Annotated in this window: 11 protein-coding genes and 1 tRNA gene; 7 read left to right on the top strand and 5 right to left on the bottom strand. The window is 52.7% G+C overall.

Annotated elements, in window-relative coordinates:
• Positions 1 to 249 precede the first annotated feature (249 nt).
• Positions 250 to 1,461: an RsmB/NOP family class I SAM-dependent RNA methyltransferase gene (locus tag CUC53_RS00930; protein ID WP_100292420.1), complete on the bottom strand. Its 1,212-nt coding sequence runs from the start codon at positions 1,459 to 1,461 to the stop codon at positions 250 to 252.
• Positions 1,462 to 1,642: 181 nt separating this feature from the next.
• Here CUC53_RS00930 and CUC53_RS00925 point away from each other — a divergent pair, with 181 nt between their 5' ends.
• The 6 genes from CUC53_RS00925 to CUC53_RS00900 all read left to right on the top strand — a co-directional run bounded on the left by CUC53_RS00925 (position 1,643) and on the right by CUC53_RS00900 (position 8,229).
• Positions 1,643 to 3,682 (top strand): reprolysin-like metallopeptidase, encoded by a 2,040-nt coding sequence (locus tag CUC53_RS00925; RefSeq protein ID WP_100292419.1) that lies wholly within the window; start codon positions 1,643 to 1,645, stop codon positions 3,680 to 3,682.
• Between the two features lie 85 nt (positions 3,683 to 3,767).
• Positions 3,768 to 4,010, top strand: a complete 243-nt coding sequence (locus CUC53_RS00920; protein ID WP_100292418.1) for a DUF3297 family protein — start codon at positions 3,768 to 3,770, stop codon at positions 4,008 to 4,010.
• A gap of 334 nt (positions 4,011 to 4,344) precedes the next feature.
• A complete protein-coding gene (locus tag CUC53_RS00915; protein WP_100292417.1) occupies positions 4,345 to 6,330 on the top strand; it encodes a reprolysin-like metallopeptidase in 1,986 nt (661 codons plus the stop codon).
• Positions 6,306 to 6,632, top strand: a complete 327-nt coding sequence (locus tag CUC53_RS00910) for a hypothetical protein (protein ID WP_100292416.1) — start codon at positions 6,306 to 6,308, stop codon at positions 6,630 to 6,632. Before CUC53_RS00915 ends, CUC53_RS00910 begins: the two co-directional genes overlap by 25 nt.
• A gap of 144 nt (positions 6,633 to 6,776) precedes the next feature.
• Complete coding sequence (pdxH, locus tag CUC53_RS00905; RefSeq protein WP_100292415.1) at positions 6,777 to 7,415, top strand: pyridoxamine 5'-phosphate oxidase; 639 nt, start codon at positions 6,777 to 6,779, stop codon at positions 7,413 to 7,415.
• Positions 7,416 to 7,725: 310 nt separating this feature from the next.
• Positions 7,726 to 8,229 carry a GNAT family N-acetyltransferase gene (locus CUC53_RS00900; RefSeq protein ID WP_100292414.1) on the top strand — a complete coding sequence of 168 codons (504 nt, stop codon included), beginning with the start codon at positions 7,726 to 7,728 and terminating at the stop codon, positions 8,227 to 8,229.
• A gap of 151 nt (positions 8,230 to 8,380) precedes the next feature.
• On the opposite strand, the gene CUC53_RS00895 is transcribed toward CUC53_RS00900, so the two are convergent.
• Positions 8,381 to 9,037 carry a Bax inhibitor-1/YccA family protein gene (locus CUC53_RS00895; RefSeq protein ID WP_100292413.1) on the bottom strand — a complete coding sequence of 219 codons (657 nt, stop codon included), beginning with the start codon at positions 9,035 to 9,037 and terminating at the stop codon, positions 8,381 to 8,383.
• A 213-nt stretch (positions 9,038 to 9,250) separates the two neighbouring features.
• On the opposite strand from CUC53_RS00895, the gene CUC53_RS00890 reads away from it, so the two are divergent.
• Positions 9,251 to 9,338: transfer RNA gene (locus CUC53_RS00890), tRNA-Ser, on the top strand.
• A gap of 942 nt (positions 9,339 to 10,280) precedes the next feature.
• On the opposite strand, the gene msrB is transcribed toward CUC53_RS00890, so the two are convergent.
• The 3 genes from msrB to glgB form a co-directional block, all read right to left on the bottom strand.
• On the bottom strand, positions 10,281 to 10,667 hold the full coding sequence (gene msrB / locus CUC53_RS00885; RefSeq protein WP_100292412.1) for a peptide-methionine (R)-S-oxide reductase MsrB: 387 nt from the start codon (positions 10,665 to 10,667) through the stop codon (positions 10,281 to 10,283).
• Positions 10,668 to 10,733: 66 nt separating this feature from the next.
• Positions 10,734 to 12,878 (bottom strand): glycogen debranching protein GlgX, encoded by a 2,145-nt coding sequence (gene glgX, locus CUC53_RS00880; RefSeq protein ID WP_100292411.1) that lies wholly within the window; start codon positions 12,876 to 12,878, stop codon positions 10,734 to 10,736.
• Positions 12,878 to 15,058 (bottom strand): 1,4-alpha-glucan branching protein GlgB, encoded by a 2,181-nt coding sequence (glgB, locus tag CUC53_RS00875; protein ID WP_100292410.1) that lies wholly within the window; start codon positions 15,056 to 15,058, stop codon positions 12,878 to 12,880. The genes glgX and glgB overlap by 1 nt, the downstream gene beginning before the upstream one ends.
• Between the last annotated feature and the right edge of the window lie 18 nt (positions 15,059 to 15,076).

The raw sequence follows: 15,076 nt of genomic DNA, 5'->3' as shown, positions 1-15,076 counted from the left end.
GGCGACGCTGGGGCATCTTAATTCTCTTCTTAGCGATCACTGGGTCACCCTCAGCCAATATGGTGGTGGTCAGAGCGCCTTAAGAAGAGGGCGCAGATAACCCTGTCAGACAGTAAATAGCTGATAACGCCTTGATAAATGACTATCGGCCAGCCCCATTTGCATAACATCAACGGCTATCTGAGCAGCCAATACCCGCTCAGATTATTCGCGTTAACGCCCATCAAAGGTGAGCCTTCCCCCTCAGAGTTAGGCTATTCGCTCCAAACGAGCCATATAAAAACCATCAAAACCGGTCGCAGCAGGGCTGACACTGTGATCATCTCGCAGCCGGAAATTGGCGTTACCAGCTAGAAATTTATCCACCTGTTGCCGATTTTCCTCCGGCAGAATGGAGCAGGTTGCATAGACCAGCAATCCTCCCACCTTAACCATCTGGCTATAGCGCTGCAGGATCTCCTCTTGCAATGCGACTAACACTGGCAGACGCTCTGCCGTATCGCGCCACTTTGCGTCAGGGTTTCTTTTGAGGACCCCCAATCCTGAGCAAGGCACATCCAGTAACACGCGATCGGCACTCTCTTTGAGGCGCTTAACCGTTTTACTGCTGGTAATAACTCGCGTTTCGATGTTGTGCGCTCCAGCACGACGCGCCCGCTGCTTAAGGTTTTCCAGCTTCCACTCTTCAACATCCATTGCCAGCAGCCGCCCCTTACCCTGCATCAGGGCTGCCAGATGCAGGGTCTTTCCCCCCGCTCCGGCACAGGCGTCGATCACCCGCATTCCAGGGCTGACATCTAATGCTGCGGCAACAAGTTGAGAGCCTGCATCTTGCTGCTCGAACCAACCATCAGCAAAGGCCTTAGTGCGAAATAAGGCAGCATCAGAGATGACCTGGAGGGCTGAATCGACCTCATCGACCGTCGTCGTATTGACCTGCTCTTTGGCCAACGCGGCTTGAAGTTCAGACTTACTGCATTTGAGGCTATTTACTCGTAAATAACGCTTAGGCATCCACGCCAATGCGGCACGCTCGGCAGGCCAAGCCTCCCCTAACTGCGCTTGTCCTATTTTCTCCAGCCAACTAGGGCAGCCATCCATCAGCACAGGGTTTTTCTTCGCCTCGGTCAGACGACGGCGAAATGCCTCTTCATTAAAACGATCCAACGTGGGGTGGTTTGGCTGAGCAATTTTGTGAAACGCGTGCCAACTGTGGAGCAACGGCCAGACATTTTTTTCGGCCTGCCGCACCTGAATACCGGTCAGAAAACAATAGAGACTAAGGCGCCGCAGCAGGTCTCCGGTAACCAAGGCAATCCTTGCCTGTTCTTGTGGCTTGAGCTCAATGCCAGAAAAATGGCGAGCGTAGGCACGATCAAGGGTGAGGCCTTGCGCCAGAACATCGTCAACAATGGCGACGACCAGATCCCCGGAGCGGGGTAACAGTGGGGATTTGAGCATGAGATTAACCTTGAACCATGAAATCCGGCCAATCATAGGGACAGGCCAGAGCAGATGCAATGCTGCTACTTATAAATGCAGGAATGAGCCCCGCCACGTAGATAACGGGCGTTAATAACATTTAAGTAAATTCCTACTTGACCCGATAGGTAACTTACTAACTAAAGGGAGACTCGTTAGTATGAAATACATCATCGGCGGGTGTTTAGTAAGCGCGAGTATGCTGGTATCTACTGCGCTGTGGGCTGAACCGTGGCAAACCTTGGCAGCAAAGGGAAGTGAGCAAGCACAAGGGGAAATTAGGGCACGAGCCTATCATTTGTTAAATGCGGACGATGGCTATTTGCAGCAACTTTATGACGGAATGAATTCTGTCATTCTGCCGTTGCCAGATGGTGGCTATGTCACTTACAGGCTGGAACCTTATACGTTACTGCCAGATGACCTAACTAATCGCTATCCTTCATTGCTCACCTTCAAAGGGCGTCGAGCAGACAATCCCGCAGAAGAGGGGCGATTTGATATCGGGCCAAACGGCTTTCATGGTTTATTTGTGCATGAGGGGCGCCTCGTTTACCTCGACGCCCTAGGTGACGGCCGCTACGCCGCTTACTACCAACAAGATTCACGCAGTCGGCTTGAAGAGAGTCCTGATACCTTGCTAGCCGCAGCGCAAAAGGTTATGCCTAAAAACGCCGATGATCCGCAAGTGCTCAACCGAGGCGAACTATTAAAAACCTATACCATAGCGATCTCCACGACGGGTGAATACACCCAGTTTTTTGGTGGCACAAAAGAGAAAGCCCTTAATGCCATCACCACCCTGCTCAACCGAGTGAACCAGGTTTATCGGCGCGACTTAGGCGTGGAGTTGAGGCTTGCAAGCGGTAATGACGCCTTGATTTATACCGATCCGCAAAACGACCCGTTTACCAACAGCTCAAAGGACATGAACCTCAATTCATCTGTACAAGCTGCAGCGCACAACGCCAAGGTATTGGGGGATTACGATCTTGGACACGTGTTGGCCACCAAAGGGGGCGGCTTAGCTGTATTGGGCGCTTTAGGAACAGTCCATCGTTCCAAGGGGATGACTGGCGCCCTCAATCCAACAGGGGACGCCTTCTTTATTGATTACGTTGCTCACGAAGTAGGCCACCAGTTTGGCGCAGAGCATACCTTTAATGGCACCACCGGCAACTGTGGTATTGGCAGCCGCAGCGCGCGCCAAGCTTGGGAGCCCGGCAGTGGTAGCACCATTATGGGCTATGCCGGATTATGTGGTACGGAAGACATACAGGGTCAAAGTGATCCGTTTTTTCACAGTAAGTCCATCGACCAAATCAAAGCACATCTTGCCTTATTCCCTGCCAATGGCTCCTCACTAGAGATCAACAACCGAGCACCACTGGTGAATGCTGGGGGTGATTATGCGATCCCCGCAGCCACTCCGTTCACCTTACGCGGCGACGGCAGTGACCCCGATGGCGATCCACTGTTCTATAGTTGGGAGCAAGTGGACTTAGGCGAAGCCTCCACACAAGAGTCTCTTGCCCTTGACGATGGTTCTCGGCCACTATTTCGCTTTCTCCCTCCCACATCCCTACCGCAGCGAACCTTACCCGCTTTAGCGTCGCTACTCACCGGCAAGCTCGCCAAAGGCGAAACCTGGCCAGAACAAGAACGGACGATGCATTTTCGCCTCACGGCCCGTGATAATCAGGGGGGAATTGGCACCGATGAGATGACCGTGCAGGTCGTGAGTAGTGCTCGTTTTTATATCAACCTGCCACAAGGTAATGCATTGGTCAGTGGGAAAAATAACAAGGTGACATGGAACGTAGGAGGGAGTGATCAAAACCCGATCAACTGCACTTCCGTCGACATAAGCCTCACTCGTGATGAAGGCGCAAGTTGGCTGCCCCTGGCCGGCAACATCCCAAATAACGGCAGTGCAAAAGTCTTACTCCCTGCTGAAATTTCCCCCTTGGTACGCCTTAAAATTGCCTGCAGTGACAACATTTTTTTTGCCATCACCGCACCTCTGGCACTGACCGTTGGCAAGGGTGAGATTGATGACAAAGAAGAAGAAGATAATGTTGGGAATGAAAATGGTGGCAGCGGCGGTGGGACTCTGGGTTGGTTTTCATTGTTATTGATGCTAGGTGCAACCCTACGTCGCAAAGAGCCTCATCCCCGCTCATGGAGCTATCTCGCGTAGCGCAATACTGACAATAAGGCTGTCTTGAGCCAAGCAGGGCCATTGTCTACAATGGCCCACTTTATATCGATAACAGGTAGTCATCATGAGCGACAACAAACCCACCCTGCCCGACCGTCTGGCAGCTAATCCTCGCAGCCCCCACTATGTCGCGGAGTGCTTTGAGTATCAGATCGGTATTCGCGTCAATGGTAAAGAACGTACCAATGTCGAGGAGTACTGCATCAGCGAAGGTTGGGTAAAAATTCCCTCCCCCAAGGCCAAAGATCGCTATGGTCAGCCTATGCTCATCACCATCAAAGGCACAGTAGAAGCGTTCTACGCCTAAGCACTACCATGACCACCGCGCCCTACTGGGGCCGTGGTCATGGTCTCCCCCTCAGCAGGCCCACCTTATCAACCAAAGCGCCACGTCATGCTCAGGCGTTTGGTGTGCCACGCAATCATACCTCGCCCTCATCAGCAGCATAAACGTCGATATCCCTATCCAGAATGCCTTCCAAGAGCATCCGTTTTTTATACAAACACCACAGAGCCAGCAGCACCGATAGCCCGCAGAGTCATAACTGGGGTTAGCGCTTTGGCATTTACTGCCAATAACCACGCTCAACCACAACGGCTGCACCATACTGATGATCACTACCATAGGGCAAGGAGGCGCTATGAAATACAGGGTCGCAGTGATCGCTATCGCGTTATCTATCCCAGCCATGGCAGCACCTCGCTGGTCTTTTCAAGAGAGCGGTGAGCATGCTCGTCAGGCATTTGACTTACGTGCGACGAAAGTGACGGTGGTTACCCCGGACACGCCGTTTGAGGACGATGGCTTAGCCGATAAACTCACGTTGCCATTGCCTGATGGCAGCGTAGTTGAATACTACATTCACCCCAATCAAGTACTTGCTAGCGCGTTGGCACTACGTTATCCCTCCATTAAAACCTACAGCGGCACCTCGACGAAACTGGCCAGCGACACGGGTCGATTCGATATCACAGAGCAAGGGTTTCACGGTATGTTCATGCATCAGGGGCAGACCTTCTACATCGATCCACTGCCAGATGGTCTTGCGTATGCAGTGTACGCACAAAAAAATGTGTTAAGACGGCAAGAAGCTGATGAGGCAGCGGAGACGTTTTCCCAAGATGAGCAACGCGGCGTACTGGTCGAAGGCAATCTGCGTAAGCGCTATGCCATTGCCATCTCTGCCACAGGCGAATATACCCAATATCACGGTGGCACCAAGGTTGCTGCTTTATCCGCAATAGCCACCTTACTCAATCGCGTTAACGAAGTGTACCGACGAGATGTTGGTGTCGAATTTCAGTTGGTCGCAGACAATGACAAGGTCATTTTTACGGATCCCGCAACCGACCCCTTCACTAATTCAACGCAAGATATCTCAATTAATCAGCAACAACAGGCATTATTGCTGACCAGTGAATTTGATCTGGGGCATGTTCTCACAACCTCTGGTGGCGGACTGGCGACCATGAGATCCCTCTGTCATCCGACACATCGCTCTCGCGGTATGACAGGGGCATTTAATCCCAGTGGGGATGGATTTTATATCGACTATGTCGCCCATGAACTGGGCCATCAATTAGGCGCTGACCACACCTTTAACGGCACCGCTCAAGCATGTGCAACTGGACGTAGGACCAACTCGGCTTGGGAGCCTGGTAGCGGCTCGACCATCATGGGGTACAGTGGCCTCTGTGGTAGTGAGAATTTGCAAAGCAGTAGCACCCCCTTCTTCCACAGTAAATCTATCGAGCAGATGCGCACGCTGATGGCCTCGCTCCCCTCCTGTGGCACCACACTGCCGAGCACCAACAATGCGCCTGTTGTCGATGCAGGGCCGGATTGGGTGATCCCAGCGAATACGGCCTTTACACTCAATGCAGGCCGAGCCTTAGATCTTGATGGCAATACATTGACCTACACATGGGAGCAGCTGGATCTTGGTGAGGCCTCAGGGAGTGCCGTCACCATGATCGATGATGGGACTCGTCCCTTATTTCGCTTTGTGACCCCAACGGTTAATCCTACTCGCACCTTACCGGCAATGAGTTCGTTATTTGCAGGAACCTTAGCCAGCGGGGAGGCCTGGCCCACCACCAACCGTGACCTGAATTTTCGCTTGACCGTCCGAGATGGACAGGGCGGCGTTAGCGGTGACGAGATGGTCGTCCGGGTAGTGAATACCGGTACTGCATTTGCTATTACTACCCCCTCCGTGGGCAGTATGGTGGCGGGGAGCAATCAAACCGTCACCTGGAATGTGGCCAATACCGATCAGCCCCCGATCAATTGCACCTCGGTCGATTTAGCATTAACCCAAGATGGTGGCCTTACTTGGGCTGATTTAGCACAAGGCTTGCCCAACAATGGCGCAGCAACCGTGTTAATGCCTGCCTCATTGCTTAGCTCAGCTAGGCTGCGGCTGACCTGTAGTAATAATATTTTCTTTGCTATTAATGGGGTAAATCAGATGGCTGCAGACCCAGCGCCAGACACCCCAGTCGCCACTGGTGGCAACACGAGTAATCTCAGTAGTAGCGGTAGCAGTGGCGGGGGATCATTAGGTCTTTATGTATTGCTCATGTTAGGGGGGATCAGATTATGGCCAAGGTGTTATGGACGTTAGCCGGTGCGATACTGCTTTGCTCAGCAGGTAGCGTAGCCGCATTGGAACCTCTGGCGGCGGTTGAACGCAGTCTGAGCGCGCAAGATTATCGGCTGATTATACGGGGAGGGAGAGGCGGTTTAGCCCCTGGGGTTACCGACGAGGAAGAGGCAAGCGCCAGAGCACGCTGCGGCGAACGTTATTTAATGGGGTTTGGTGATGTGATTGAGCCTGATCAGCAGGCTGAGTTCGAACGACTTGCTGCATATGCAGAGGAGTACAATCGACAGATGCTGGCACACTGTATGTCAAAGGCAAAATGACCTGAGCTATGGCCAAAAAAACAATAGGCGAGAATGTGTTAAGCGCCATGGGTTATGGCTTGTCAGCAGCATGTGAGCAACGCACAATGCCTGCATCACTGTTTTGATGGTCATCGCACCATCATTTGTTTAAGGAAAATCAAGATGATGGATGTTGCTGATCTGCGCCGTGAATATACCCAAGGTGGTCTACATCGAGCGGACTTACCTGCCAATCCTCTTGATCTGTTTGAGAAATGGCTGGCACAAGCGTGCGAAGCCAAATTAACGGATCCTACCGCCATGGTGGTGGCGACCGTAGACAGCCACGGTCAACCTTGGCAGCGTACGGTACTGCTCAAACACTATGATGCACAAGGAATGGTGTTCTATACCAACTTAGCTAGCCGCAAAGCACAGCAACTAGCCGCTAATCCTCGCATTAGCCTCCTTTTCCCGTGGCATACCCTAGATAGACAAGTGCATATAACGGGCAAGGTTGAGCAAATCAGTGCCTTGGAAGTGCTGAAATATTTCCATAGCCGCCCCAAAGATAGTCAAATAGCTGCGTGGGTCTCTAAACAGTCCACCCGTATTTCTGCACGGGGCGTGCTAGAAGCTAAATTTCTTGAGCTTAAGCAGAAGTTTGCTAATGGAGAAGTGCCCTTACCCAGTTTCTGGGGCGGATATCGAGTCGTCATCGATACGGTCGAATTTTGGCAAGGCGGCGAGCATCGCTTGCACGACAGATTCTACTACACACGTGAAGGGAATCACTGGCAGATCGAACGCCTAGCACCTTAGCCTCTGGCACATACCCGCCTTACTATTTCGTTACGTGATAACACGCCCCCACCCCTATAGGTTCTTCATAGGTTCCTCCTACTGGCGAGGAACCTGCTCTCGTTATCGTCCCCAAGCGCAGGTTGTTCAACATAACGTTTGGCGCTGAAAACATTGCCATTCGCTCTCTATCACACAGCTCTTCATAGCCTTGTGCCGCTGCCATGCAAAATCAATCCAATTGAGGCCCTTCATTTTTAAACAAACAAGCTCAGCTGGCGGCGATGTTGTGAAATAATGACCACTCTGCGGTCCTCAGGAGTCACGTTGTATGTTAAGAACCGAACGCCCCGGTGACATGTTGCCAGTTTATGAGTTAGTCGCTGCCGCATTTGGCCGCACCGATGAAGCAACGTTAGTGAATCAGTTACGTGAGTGCGGTGCGGCTGTCGTTACCATGCTCGAAGAAGAAGAGTTCGAGTTCATGGGGCACCTGATGTTAAGCCCCATCACCATTAATGGTGTCGAAGGGCCTTGGCTCGGGCTTGCTCCTGTGGCCGTTCACCCTGCTTGGCAGGGCCAAGGTATTGGTTCTGGCCTGATCCGCGCAGCACTCGATACCGCATTAGAGATGGACTGGCACGCCGTAGTTGTACTGGGTGACCCGACTTACTACCGTCGTTTTGGTTTTCGTCCTGCGAGCGATTTTGGTCTGCACTCTATTTATGATGTGCCGGCCGACAGTTTTATGGCCATGGAGTTACAGCCAGGCTCCTTAGCAAACCTCTCCGGAGAAGTGCTTTACCATCCGCTATTTGACCAAGTAGCAGAATAATATTGCGTCCGAGCCGATCAGGTGAAACCCATTAGTCGAACTGACGATATAAAAAAGGATGGCCCGTCTGACTGCGGCCATCCTTTTTCTGATTGACTACTTGAGCTCTTGAATACCAAGAGTCAACGAGCGTCTAGTCCCACAGCACTAATCAGTTGCGGTTGCCACCCAGCAGGCTCAGGAGACTGAGGAAAATATTGTAAATAGAGACATACAAGGTCACTGTCGCCGAGATGTAGTTAGTTTCACCGCCACGCACAATCTGCTGAGTAGTCAGCAAGATGGCACCGGATGAGAACAGCATAAACATGGCGGACAAAGCCAAGCTCAGGGCACTCATCTGCAGGAAGATATTTGCAATCATTGCGACCAGCAACACCCAGAAACCGACGAACAACATGCCACCAATAAAGGAAAGATCACGCTTGGTAGTCAGGGCATAGGCAGACAATCCAAAGAAGGTGAGTGCTGTGCCACCAAGGGCCGTCATCACTATCTCACCACCACCATTGTTCATATACATGTTAATGATGGGGCCTAGGCTGTAGCCCAGCAGACCGGTCAGGGCAAAGGTAAAAACCAGTCCCATCCCATTGTTCTGATTTTTCTGGGTCAAAAACATCAGACCATAGACACCAATCAAAAATACCGCCCAGTGCAGTGGTGGCATATTCATCACAGTCGCAATGCCCGCCACTATCGCGGAGAATCCCAGCGTAAGAGAGAGCAGCATGTAGGTATTGCGCAGCACCTTATTGGTATCGCGTGCAGCACGTTCGGTGCCAGTTAAGATAGAACGGGTATCCATCTTGGGTGTCCTCTTTAAGGTCAAGGATGAGACAGCAAGTGGCTATCTCGTGATCACGGTTTGTTGCTACATATAACGCCTGCATTGTATGAAGAACAAATCGGGATGACGAGGGACAATTTCAAGCCACCCACCATTTTGCTCGCTTCCACTATTTCATAGGAAATATGTATTGCATATGAACAGGCCCTTGGCGTAGTATGCTCGCCGTTCGGAGGGGTGGCAGAGCGGCTGAATGCACCGGTCTTGAAAACCGGCGATGGGCGACCATCCGTGGGTTCAAATCCCACCCCCTCCGCCAATTTAATAAACCAGTTCGTTGATGAAGTGGTTTCAGGCTGCTAAATAACCACTCTTTGAAAAAAGAGGGGTTATTTTTGCTAGATGTCTCGGGCCTACGCCCCAAAAACCAGAACCCCAACAATTTCCCTAGGTAAAGCACTTAGCGCAGGCGGTTCTTGGGCTCCTTCCCGCTCCGCACCAACGCCCCCTTATGTTCTGACGCACTGTCCCTGTATCTTGTCCAGCCCCTAATAACGCTCATGTAGGCGCCCGTGATGCTACTTTGCATCCGCAAAACTGCGTTCCACAGTCTCTTGCTGCCCCTTGTCAATCCGTCTGCTTGTTTCCCTCAGCCGGTGCTGGACAATTTGTTATCGGACCTCCTGCTAGGCCGGTCGGATCAACAGCTTGCTGCCATTCTTATTGCACGTACAGTGTGCTCGCAGCGGGTATTCCCGCTACGAGTCTGGGTAACGGGTGTAGTGCCGGTAACCGTCTTCATTGGTGGTTGAGTGAGGTGGGGGCTGTCGGTATAGCAGGCCCGACCATCCGATAATTCATGACATCATTGACAATGTCGTCGAGCATCTCCTGATAGATACATGTCTCAGCGACGCTCACTAGGTATGTCAAACAGATAGCTGATCAAGAGCAACTTGAAGAAAAGAATCGATGGCGCGGTGCCGATTGTCGGGGCAATAGCAGTAGCGAACCTTGCCACGAATCAACTCTAAAGTGATGAACATGTCGATTTTACCCAAGAGGCGATCTTGAGGACAAATTCGTCGCCCATGGCCATCCCGAGCGCACATTGCTGGGGCGGGGCCTCTGAGTATGGTGCAGTCCATTTATTGATCATACCGTCATGAGATCAAACTCCCAGACCGGCGTACAGGGGCTGTCAGGCTGAAAAACAACGCCTCCCGAGGGAGGCGTTGTTTTTGTGTTAAGTCACGAGGGATCAGGCCTCAGGTTGAAAATCCAGGCTGAGACTATTAACGCAGTAGCGCTGCCCCGTCTCAGTCGGGCCGTCTGGGAAGACGTGGCCAAGGTGCGAACCACATTGACTACAGGTAATTTCAACCCGTTTCATACCGTGGCTGTGATCCTCGGTATAGGTCACCCTCCCCGCTATCGCTTTGTCAAACGAAGGCCAACCACAGCCGGAGTCAAATTTCGCATCCGAGTGGAACAGCACCTGTTTACAGCAGACGCAAAGATAATCACCGCTCTTACGGTTGTGCAGCAGAGCGCCACTGTAAGGGCGTTCAGTGCCCTTCTCCCAGCAGACGTGAAACTGCTCAGCGCTCAGTGTGTTGCGCCACTGTTCGGGGTTATGACGGCTCATCTCACCTCCTTGCTATGTAACATTGACGCCCAGCATAACGGCTCGCGGAGTCTGACGTTAACCACATTATACCTTGCTGGCATCAGCGATCTCATCTTGCGCCGTGGTCGCCTCTTCATGGGCGGTAGGGGGCAAGGCTTGCGCGATCTTGTTATCCAATTTAACCCGCTCTAACAGCTTGAGGGAGTGAGCACGCCCGACGGCAACCTGACGTTTAATATCATCGGGTAAAAACGGCAAACCATCATTGGTCGCCGTATCGATAATTTGGAGCCACTCCATCCCCTCGTCGGGCGGGGGTAAGCGAAATTGAATGTCGTAGCCACTGGCATTAAACAGCACGTACCAACGCTCCCCTTCGCTATTGATCATGCCAATATCCATAGCAAATGCCTGCCCCATCGGGGCATGCCAATCCTGATCAGTTAGCTGGTGGCCATCTGGGTGATACCAGTTAACCTCATGGCAGCGCTGAGATTCACCATGCCAGCTGTCATCACGCAGCTGTAAATTGGCAAAAACCTCAGATCCAGCTCGGAGCGCCAGCATTTGTTGGGTGAAAGTGAGCAATCGCTCATCCTCTGGCCGCCACTGCCAGTTGACCCAGCTGATCTGGTTGTCCTGACAGTACGCGTTGTTGTTGCCCAGCTGGCTGCGGCCCATCTCGTCCCCCGCCAAAAAGTGCGGCGTTCCCTGGGAGAGCAACAAGGTAGCAATGAGGTTCCGTTTTTGCTGCTGGCGCAAGTTATTGATCCGAGGATCTAACGTCGGCCCTTCCACCCCGTAGTTATTGGAGAGGTTATGGCCGTGACCGTCGCGGTTATCCTCGCCGTTGGCCTCATTGTGGCGCTGGTTGTAACAGACCAGATCCTCCAAGGTAAAACCATCGTGATAGCAGAGGTAGTTCACGCTGGTATGGGGGGCCCGCCAGTTTTTCGGGAACAGATCCCGCGAACCGACCAGCCGGGTGGCAAAGTCCCCCATTTTGCCACCATCACCACGCCAAAAGGCACGCACGGTATCGCGGTAGCGGTCGTTAATCTCCAACCATTGGCTAGGGAATTGCCCCAAACGATACCCAAACGAACCGATGTCCCAAGGCTCAGCGATAAGCTTGACCTCAGCGAGGACAGGATCGGCCATCACTGCTTTAAAGAAGGCTCCCATGGGCTCAAATTCGCCCGCCTCTCGGGCCAAGGTGACCGCCAGATCGAAGCGAAAACCATCCACTTGCATCTCGGTCACCCAATAGCGCAAGGCATCCAGCACCAGTCGCAGCGCATTCGGGTTGCCCAGGTTAACGCTATTACCACAGCCCGTCACATTGGCATGACGGATATAATCTGGGCCATGGGCACCGACTTCAAAGGCGTAGTAACCGGCGTTATCAAACCCTTTGAACGACAGCATGGGGCCATCCACTCCCGCCTCGGCGGTGTGGTTGTAGACCACATCAAGGATCACCTCAAGCCCTGCACGGTGGAGCTCGCGCACCATGGTTTTGAACTCGATCACGGCTTCACTGGGGTGGCAACTGTAGCGAGGCTCAGGAGCCATGAAGGCAATCGGGTTATAACCCCAGTAGTTAGTGAGCCCCAACTCTTCGAGTCTGGGCTCTGCCATAAACGCCGCGACCGGCATTAACTGCACCGAGGTGACCCCTAAGCGCTTCATGTGCTCGATGATCAATGGATGACTCAGGCCAAGATAAGTACCGCGCAGCTCACTGGGTATTCCTTGGTGCAAACGGGTTAAGCCTTTGATATGTGCCTCATAAATGACCGTGTGGGCGGCATCGATCATCGGCTTGCTGACGCCCTGCCAATCGAATGCTTCGGCTACTACCACCGACTTGGCTACCATGGCAGCACTATCGCCCTGATACTGCTCATCATGCCAATAAACTGGTCGACTAAGCGCCTTGGCATAAGGGTCAATCAGCAACTTCTCTGGATCAAATAACAAGCCATCTTGCGCCGCCCCATGCACCCGAAAGCCATAACGCTGACCCGCTTGCAAGCCACGGAGATAACCAAAGCGATACTGGCCGCAGCGCCCGGGTAACTCAAGGCGTAGCGACTCTTGCTCCTGCTCGTCAAACAGGCACAGCTCTACCCGCTCAGATTGCGGGGCCCACACACAAAAATGGCAACCTTGTTGGTCAAGCTGCGGTCCCAACGGGAACACCGACCCTGTTTCCATCACTAACATTAATGCTCCTGTTTGATAAATAAGGTCGCCAAGGGTGGCAAATCTAGCACGATGCTGTGCGCCATTCCCTGCCATGGGATGTCATCAGCCACAAACACCAATCCCACCTCGTAATTACTTCCCCAGTAGTGCTCACTATCCGTATTAAGCACGACCTGATAACGGCCCGCTGCGGGTACCCCAAGGCGATAGCCAATACGCGGCACTGGGGTAAAGTTAGCGGCTACAGCGATGGTTTGCAGGCCCGCTTGGTCGGCCCGCAACCAAGCAAAAATGCTGTTATCGGCATCATGGTGATCCAACCAGCGAAAGCCGGTTTGCTCATAATCGGCTTGATACAAGGCAGGCTCATGACGGTAGAGTTGGTTCAGATCCCGGATCAGCCGCTGCTGGCCTGCATGCTTGGGAAACTGCAAGAGATGCCACGGTAGCTGGGCATCATGATTCCATTCGCTGCTTTGCGCGATCTCGGTTCCCATAAAATTGAGCTTTTTACCGGGGTGGGCATACATGAACCCCATGTAGGCGCGCAAGTTAGCCGCTTGCTGCCACTCATCACCCGGCATTTTGTAGAGCATGGCGTGCTTGCCGTGTACCACTTCGTCATGGGACAGCGACAACACGAAGTTCTCGTCATAGTGGTAGACCATCGAGAAGGTCATGTCATTGTGATGATAACGACGGTGGATCGGCTCTTTTTGCATATAGGTGAGGGTGTCGTGCATCCAGCCCATATTCCACTTAAAACCAAATCCGAGGCCGCCTAAGAAGGTCGGACGAGAGACACCAGCAAAGGCGGTAGACTCTTCTGCAATGGTCATCGCATGGGGATACTTGCCGTACACCGCTTCGTTCGTCCACTTCAGCAAGCTGATCGCTTCATAGTTGTGGTTGCCACCATCAACGTTTGGCACCCACTCTCCCTCTTCACGGGAGTAATCCAGATAGAGCATGGAGGCAACCGCATCGACCCGCAGGCCATCGATGTGGAATTTGTCGAGCCAGAATAAGGCACTTGCCACCAAAAATTGACGTACGGTATCGCGCCCAAAATCGTAAATATAGGAGTTCCAATCTGGATGCCAGCCACGGCGTGGATCTTCGTACTCATAAAGCGGGGTACCATCAAATCGAGCCAGTCCGTGGGAATCAGACGGAAAATGGGCAGGTACCCAATCTAAAATCACCCCGATCCCCGCTTGGTGGCACTGGTCGACAAAAAATTTGAAATCATCCGCACTGCCATAACGGCTGGTTGGTGAGAACATCCCCACCGGCTGATAACCCCAAGAACCGCTAAACGGATGCTCGGAAACGGGCAACAGCTCGATATGGGTGTACGCCATCTCTTTAACATATGCGACCAGCTCTACCGCCAGCTCACGCCAACTGAGGCTGTCACCGTTGGGATGTCGCTTCCACGAGCCGACGTGCAGCTCGTAGATAGAGAGTGGTTGCTCGCGTTTGTCGTTATGTTGGCTGGCAAGCCACGCCGCGTCTTGCCACTGATAATGGTCGTGGTCATACACCACAGAGGCAAACGAAGGATATTGCTCGCAGTAGAACCCCACCGGATCACTCTTGTGAGGCAGTCGGTTGCCCATCAGATCTTTTAGTTCGAATTTGTAGCGATCCCCTGCCTTGAGGCCTGGCACGAACAACACCCAATGGCCGCACTGACTACGCTGCATCGGATGGCGGCGACCATCCCAGAAGTTAAAGTCGCCGATAAGGCTCACCGCGGTAGCGCTAGGCGCATAGACGGCAAAACGAACTCCCGTCACCTGTTGGCCGAGCAATTCGACCGTGCGTAGCTGGGCACCCAGGGTGTGATAGAGGTTTTCGGGTTGGCAGGTGAGCTCAGCGAGCCCTGCCCACGCAGCATCTTGAAATTGGTAAGGATCAGTGACTTCAACCGTCGATGTATCTGGATAAGTGACGAGCAACTGGTAAGGAAAGGGGTTCTTGCGGCGGGTGAAAACTGTTTCAAAAAGACCGACTTCATCGGTGGCCGTCAGGGTAGCCACTATTTTTCCTGACTTAAGATCCTTTACGCGAACGGCGACCGCATCGGGTAACCAAACTGTGAGTCTGAGACCGGGTCCATCCGGGTTGGTATGAAGGCCTAGGCGGGAGAAGGGATCGCAACAGCGGACAGCAACCAAACGTTCAACGAGCATCGAGATTTCCTTTCATGG

This window comes from Aeromonas cavernicola (genome assembly GCF_002795305.1).
GTDB classification, from domain to species: Bacteria; Pseudomonadota; Gammaproteobacteria; order Enterobacterales; family Aeromonadaceae; genus Aeromonas; species Aeromonas cavernicola.
Note: the sequence above shows the minus strand (reverse complement) of the source record. Positions and strands in the feature narration are given on the sequence as shown.

Coding starts and splice junctions, on each gene's coding strand:
- CUC53_RS00930 (WP_100292420.1), bottom strand. CDS start 1,461: ATGCTCAAATCCCCACTGTTACCCCGCTCCGGGGATCTGGTCGTCGCC.
- CUC53_RS00925 (WP_100292419.1), top strand. CDS start 1,643: ATGAAATACATCATCGGCGGGTGTTTAGTAAGCGCGAGTATGCTGGTA.
- CUC53_RS00920 (WP_100292418.1), top strand. CDS start 3,768: ATGAGCGACAACAAACCCACCCTGCCCGACCGTCTGGCAGCTAATCCT.
- CUC53_RS00915 (WP_100292417.1), top strand. CDS start 4,345: ATGAAATACAGGGTCGCAGTGATCGCTATCGCGTTATCTATCCCAGCC.
- CUC53_RS00910 (WP_100292416.1), top strand. CDS start 6,306: ATGGCCAAGGTGTTATGGACGTTAGCCGGTGCGATACTGCTTTGCTCA.
- pdxH (WP_100292415.1), top strand. CDS start 6,777: ATGATGGATGTTGCTGATCTGCGCCGTGAATATACCCAAGGTGGTCTA.
- CUC53_RS00900 (WP_100292414.1), top strand. CDS start 7,726: ATGTTAAGAACCGAACGCCCCGGTGACATGTTGCCAGTTTATGAGTTA.
- CUC53_RS00895 (WP_100292413.1), bottom strand. CDS start 9,037: ATGGATACCCGTTCTATCTTAACTGGCACCGAACGTGCTGCACGCGAT.
- msrB (WP_100292412.1), bottom strand. CDS start 10,667: ATGAGCCGTCATAACCCCGAACAGTGGCGCAACACACTGAGCGCTGAG.
- glgX (WP_100292411.1), bottom strand. CDS start 12,878: ATGTTAGTGATGGAAACAGGGTCGGTGTTCCCGTTGGGACCGCAGCTT.
- glgB (WP_100292410.1), bottom strand. CDS start 15,058: ATGCTCGTTGAACGTTTGGTTGCTGTCCGCTGTTGCGATCCCTTCTCC.